Raw genomic sequence first — 5446 nt, 5'->3', positions numbered from 1 at the left:
GGGCGAGATCTAGTTCTTGAGTCCGGCCGCCACCCGAAAAGGGTGACGGCCGGACTTGTCTTTACCGGGCCGCTTCTCGTGCGCCGCCCCGCCGACGCCTCACCGACCGGCCTGATCAATTAGGTTGGAACCGCAGCGGGGCATGCAGGCAGGTACGAGAAGAAGTGGGCTGATGTCCGAGATGAACGCAGGCAAGACCAGGCTCAACCGGATGCCCGAGTGGACCGCTCTCGGCAAGCACCGCGAGCAGCTGGGCGGGACGCATCTGCGGGAGCTGTTCGCGGCGGACGCGGAGCGCGGCAGCAAGTACACCCTCCAGGTGGGTGATCTGTACCTGGACTACTCCAAGCACCTGATCACCGACGAGACGCTGGCCCTGCTGCGCGAACTGGCCGCTGCCACCGACGTCGCCGGGCTGCGCGACGCCATGTTCCGCGGCGAGAAGATCAACACCACCGAGGACCGCGCGGTCCTGCACACGGCCCTGCGTGCCCCGCGGGACGCCGTCATCGAGGTCGACGGCGAGAACGTGGTGCCGGACGTCCACGCGGTGCTGGACAAGATGGCCGCCTTCTCGGAGCGGATCCGCTCCGGCGAGTGGACCGGCCACACCGGCAGGCGCATCAGGAACATCGTCAACATCGGTATCGGCGGCTCCGACCTCGGGCCCGCGATGGCGTACGAGGTGCTCCGGTCCTACACCGAGCGGGACCTGACCTTCCGTTTCGTCTCGAACGTCGACGGGGCCGATCTCCACGAGGCCGTAAGGGATCTCGACCCGGCGGAGACGCTCTTCATCATCGCCTCGAAGACCTTCACCACCATCGAGACGATCACCAATGCCATCTCCGCCCGCGAGTGGCTGCTCACGAACCTCCGGGTCGGCCCCGACGCGGTCGCCAAGCACTTCGTCGCCCTGTCCACCAACGCCGAGAAGGTCTCCGACTTCGGCATCGACACGGCCAACATGTTCGAGTTCTGGGACTGGGTCGGCGGCCGCTACTCGTACGACTCCGCGATCGGCCTGTCCCTGATGATCGCGATCGGCCCCGAGCGGTTCCGCGAGATGCTCGACGGCTTCCACCTCGTCGACGAGCACTTCCGCACCGCGCCCCCCGAGGCCAACGCCCCGCTCCTGCTGGGCCTTCTGGGCGTCTGGTACGGGGCGTTCTTCGACGCCCAGTCGCACGCGGTGCTGCCCTACTCGCACTACCTGTCCAAGTTCACCGCGTACCTCCAGCAGCTCGACATGGAGTCCAACGGCAAGTCGGTCGACCGTGACGGCAATCCGGTCGACTGGCAGACCGGCCCCGTCGTGTGGGGCACCCCCGGCACCAACGGCCAGCACGCTTACTACCAGCTGATCCACCAGGGCACGAAGGTCATCCCCGCGGACTTCATCGGCTTCGCCAAGCCGGTCCCCGGGCTGCTCGCCGGACTCGTCCCGCAGCACGACCTGCTGATGGCCAACTTCTTCGCCCAGACGCAGGCCCTCGCCTTCGGCAAGACGCCCGAGGAGGTCAGGGCGGAAGGCGTCGCGGAGGACCTGGTGCCGCACAAGACGTTCAAGGGGAACCACCCGACGACGACGATCCTCGCGGAGGACCTCACGCCCTCCGTACTGGGCCAGTTGATCGCCCTCTACGAGCACAAGGTGTTCGTGCAGGGCGCGATCTGGAACATCGACTCCTTCGACCAGTGGGGAGTCGAGCTCGGCAAGGTCCTCGCGAAGAAGATCGAGCCGGTGCTGACCGAGGGCAGGGGAGGCGAGCAGCTCGACAGCTCCACCGCGACGCTGGCCGGCAAGTACCGGACACTGCGCGGCCGGTGACCTGATGGCGGGGGAGAACACGGTGCGGCTGCGGCCGCCGAACAACCGGCTGAACGAACGGGCCGTCAACTGGTGGCGCGCGCAGGTCCTGCTGACCGCCGCCGTACCGGCTCTCGTACTGTCCGTGCTGGGCGCGTTCATCGAGCCCGCCCGCACCTGGCTGCTGGTCCCGGCAGGCGTGATCGCCGTCGTCGGTCTCGCCTGCACCGCGTTCTTCCCTGCCTGGTGGTACCGCGTACACCGCTGGGAGGTCACCGACGACGCGGTGTACGTACGCACCGGGGCGCTGTGGCAGGAGTGGCGGATCGCGCCCATGTCCCGCATCCAGACCGTGGACACGGTCAGAGGGCCGCTCGAGCAGGCGTTCAGGCTCGCCACCGTCACGGTGACCACCGCCTCCGCCAAGGGCGCCGTCAGGATCGAGGGACTCGACCACGAGGTCGCCGCCGAACTCGCGGAGAGCCTGACCCTGATCACCCGGGCCACGCCCGGGGACGCGACATGAGCACACCGGAAGAGGAGTGGCGGCGGCTCGACGGACGCACGGTCCTGGTGACCGCCCTGGTCATGGCCGGCTTCGCGGCCGGCGCCGGGCTCCCCGCTCTCCTCGGGCTCGCGGGTGGCATGCCGCTGTGGAAGGCCTTCGGCTGGGTGCTGGCGGGGGCGGCCCTGGTCGTCGGCGCCGGCACCGCCGCCGACCTGGTCCGCTGGCAGCGCACCCGCTACCGCATCGGACCGGAGCGGGTCGAACTCCACACCGGGCTGGTCCTGGTCAAGCGCCGCTCGCTGGCCCGCGAACGCATCCGGAGCGTCGACCTCACCGCCAACGTGCTGCTGCGCGTCCTCGGACTCGTCAAGGTCCGCATCGGCACGGGCGAACACGCCGTGGGCGGTGAGTCCACGCTCGAACTCGACGCCGTCGGCCGGGCGGAGGGCGAACGGCTGCGGCTCGAGCTGCTCGCCAGGACCACCCCGCGGGAGGCGGCCACCCACCCCGACGGCGAGCTCGCCGTCCTCGATCCGGCCTGGATCCGCTACGCGCCGGTCTCCTTCGTCGCCCCACTGCTCGGCGGCGCGGCGGCGGGCGCGGTGATGCAGGTCAGCCAGTGGTTCGGGGCACAGGCCGAGGTCATCGACTGGGTGGGGGACCGCTTCCAGGACACCCCCCTCGTATGGGTGATCGTCACCCTGGCCGCCACCGCCCTCGTCGCCGGTGTCGTCGGCGCGCTCGGGCTCTGGATCGAGATGTGGTGGAACTACCGGCTCGAACGGGAGCCCGGCGGCACACTGCGGGTGCGGCGAGGCCTGTTCACGTCACGCTCGATATCCATCGAGGAACGCCGGCTGCGCGGCGTCGACCTGGTCGAGCCGCTGGGCATCCGACTCTTCGGCGCCGCGAGGCTGGACGCCGTCGCCACCGGGCTCGTCAAGGACGAGAAGGACAAGCACGCCGACATCAACGTCCTGCTGCCCGCGGTGCCGCGGGCGCTGGCCGACGAGGTGGCCGCCCAGGTGCTCCGCGACTCCGCCTCCCCGACGCGGCAGTCCCTCCTTTCGCCCCACCCACGGGCCGCCCGCGGCAGACGGCTGCGCCGGGCACTGAGCGCGGCGCTGCTGCCCGCGGCGGTCCTCGCGCTCCTCGGCGCGCTGCTCACGCCCGTGCTCCTGTGGATCGCGGCCGCCTGGGCGGCGGTCGGCGTTCCCGTCGCGGTGCTGCTCGCGCTCGACGCGTACCGGGCGCTCGGCCACGGGATCGCAGGCGACTACCTCGTCACCCGCTCCGGCACCGTCCGCCGCAGCACGGTCGCACTGCAGCGGACGGGCGTGATCGGCTGGACGGCCCGCCGCTCCGTCTTCCAGCGCCGCGCGGGCCTGATCACGCTGATGGCGACGACGGCGGCGGGCGCGGGCGCGTACGGCGTCTACGACGCCGCGGAAGGGGAGGGCCTGACGTTCGCGTCGGAGGCGGTGCCGGGGCTGCTGGAGCCGTTCCTGGAGCGCGACTCGGACCCGGCTCCCTGACGCGGCTGTACCCGGCTGGACCGGCGGGCCGCACCGGGACATCTCGCCCGAGCCGGACCCGTACGACACTTGGAATCCAGCGGCCTCACCCATCCGCTCCCGACGGACCGGGCCCCATGAACCGCCCGGCGCGCGCTCACCCCGGCGGCAGCGGTGCGGCTCGCGGCATGCACGCCCGCTCAGCGCGACGGCGACACCAGGCCCAGCTCGTAGGCGATGATGACCAGTTGGACCCGGTCGCGGGCCGCCAGCTTGGTGAACAGTCGCCCCACGTGGGCCTTGGCCGTGGCCGGGCTGATGCAGAGCCGGTCGGCGATCTCGCCGTTGGACAGGCCACGGCCGATGAGGGTGAGCACCTCGCGTTCCCGGTCGGTGACGCCCTCGATCGCCCCGTGCCGGGGCGCCGCCGCGGGCTCCGGCCGGGCGGCGAACGGTGACGGGCCTGAACGCGCGGCGCATCGGCGAACTCGCCCATCATCACCGCGTCCTGCTGCACGAACTCACCACCCAGGCCGCTTCGTTGGAAGAGGCGTTCATGGGACTGACGGCCGACAGCGTGGAATACGGCTCGGGAGGAGCCCGATGACCGTCCCACGGACCACCACCGCGAAGGCGGTCCCCGGGCCGCGGGTGTTCGCGGCCGTCGCCGAAATCCCTGCCCGGTCCCGGGATCTCCTCGTTGCCGAGTGGATCAAACTCTGGTCGCTGCGCTCCACCTACTGGGTCCTCGGAGGCAGCGCGCCGGTCGTCGTCGGGATCAACGTCAATTCCGCCTGGTCCAACGCCGACCGGTTGGCGCAGCAGTACGGCCGGCCGGCCGCCCCGCCTCCCGGCATGCCCGAGAAGCCGGAGATGCTGTTCGATCCACTGGGGACCGCGTTCGTCGACCCGGCATGGCAGCTCCTCATGGTCGTCGCCGGGAGCGTCGGCGCCATCGCGGTCTTCGGCGAGTACACCAGCGGTCTGATCCGGACCACTTTCGCCGCCGTACCGGCGCGACGGGCGGTGATGGCGGCCAAGGCGGCCGTGATGGCCGCGGTCATGCTCATCCTCGGCGTGGTCGTCGCAGGCGCGTCGTTCGGCGTGACCCAGGCGATCCTGCGCGACCACCACGGCCTGTCCCTCGGCGATCCCGGGGCTCTGCGGGCCGTCGCCGCCGCCGCGCTGCTGGCCCCGCTGTGCGCCCTCGTCGGTATGGCACTCGGGGCCCTCGTCCGCCACGCCGCGGGTACCGTCGTCGCGGTCGTCGGTGTACTCCTGTTGCTGCCGGCGCTCTTCCAGGGTGAGACCTACCGGTGGGTGAAGGAGGTCGGCAACGCGATGCCGCTCTCGGCGTGGCAGGCCCTGGTGCGGAACCCCGAACGCGACTACTCCATGAGCAAGTACCCGGTGTCGGTCACCGAGGCGTGGATCGTGTTCGGCGCATGGTCGCTCCTCGCGGCGATCGTCGCGGTGGCCGTCGTGCATCGCCGCGACGTCTGAGCGGCCCGCGGCGGGACGGAGCGGGACCGCCGCAGCCGCCCGGTCCGCCCGCCGCCGGAGCGAGCGGCCCGGGCCGCCGCACGGGGCTTTCCGGGGTCGCCGCGACACGTG

Annotated in this window: 6 protein-coding genes; 5 read left to right on the top strand and 1 reads right to left on the bottom strand. The window is 71.4% G+C overall.

Annotated features, from left to right (window positions below; all coding sequences use genetic code 11):
* The first annotated feature begins 181 nt into the window (after positions 1 to 181).
* Genes pgi through ACWGH4_RS30455 form a run of 3 tightly spaced genes read left to right on the top strand, consistent with a single transcriptional unit; the run spans position 182 to position 3853 of the window.
* Positions 182 to 1831 (top strand): glucose-6-phosphate isomerase, encoded by a 1650-nt coding sequence (gene pgi, locus ACWGH4_RS30465; protein WP_453466584.1) that lies wholly within the window; start codon positions 182 to 184, stop codon positions 1829 to 1831.
* A 4-nt stretch (positions 1832 to 1835) separates the two neighbouring features.
* Positions 1836 to 2336 (top strand): PH domain-containing protein, encoded by a 501-nt coding sequence (locus ACWGH4_RS30460; protein WP_441264421.1) that lies wholly within the window; start codon positions 1836 to 1838, stop codon positions 2334 to 2336.
* Positions 2333 to 3853: a PH domain-containing protein gene (locus ACWGH4_RS30455; RefSeq protein WP_453466580.1), complete on the top strand. Its 1521-nt coding sequence runs from the start codon at positions 2333 to 2335 to the stop codon at positions 3851 to 3853. The genes ACWGH4_RS30460 and ACWGH4_RS30455 overlap by 4 nt, the downstream gene beginning before the upstream one ends.
* Before the next feature lie 179 nt (positions 3854 to 4032).
* On the opposite strand, the gene ACWGH4_RS30450 is transcribed toward ACWGH4_RS30455, so the two are convergent.
* On the bottom strand, positions 4033 to 4239 hold the full coding sequence (locus ACWGH4_RS30450) for a response regulator transcription factor (protein ID WP_453466582.1): 207 nt from the start codon (positions 4237 to 4239) through the stop codon (positions 4033 to 4035).
* Between the two features lie 47 nt (positions 4240 to 4286).
* On the opposite strand from ACWGH4_RS30450, the gene ACWGH4_RS30445 reads away from it, so the two are divergent.
* Positions 4287 to 4439, top strand: a complete 153-nt coding sequence (locus tag ACWGH4_RS30445; protein WP_453466578.1) for a hypothetical protein — start codon at positions 4287 to 4289, stop codon at positions 4437 to 4439.
* On the top strand, positions 4436 to 5335 hold the full coding sequence (locus ACWGH4_RS30440; RefSeq protein WP_453466576.1) for an ABC transporter permease: 900 nt from the start codon (positions 4436 to 4438) through the stop codon (positions 5333 to 5335). Before ACWGH4_RS30445 ends, ACWGH4_RS30440 begins: the two co-directional genes overlap by 4 nt.
* The last annotated feature ends 111 nt before the right edge of the window (positions 5336 to 5446 follow it).

It is taken from the genome of Streptomyces sp. NPDC054847 (genome assembly GCF_053610925.1).
Note: the sequence above shows the minus strand (reverse complement) of the source record. Positions and strands in the feature narration are given on the sequence as shown.

Coding starts and splice junctions, on each gene's coding strand:
- ACWGH4_RS30460 (WP_441264421.1), top strand. CDS start 1,836: ATGGCGGGGGAGAACACGGTGCGGCTGCGGCCGCCGAACAACCGGCTG.
- ACWGH4_RS30455 (WP_453466580.1), top strand. CDS start 2,333: ATGAGCACACCGGAAGAGGAGTGGCGGCGGCTCGACGGACGCACGGTC.
- ACWGH4_RS30440 (WP_453466576.1), top strand. CDS start 4,436: ATGACCGTCCCACGGACCACCACCGCGAAGGCGGTCCCCGGGCCGCGG.
- pgi (WP_453466584.1), top strand. CDS start 182: ATGAACGCAGGCAAGACCAGGCTCAACCGGATGCCCGAGTGGACCGCT.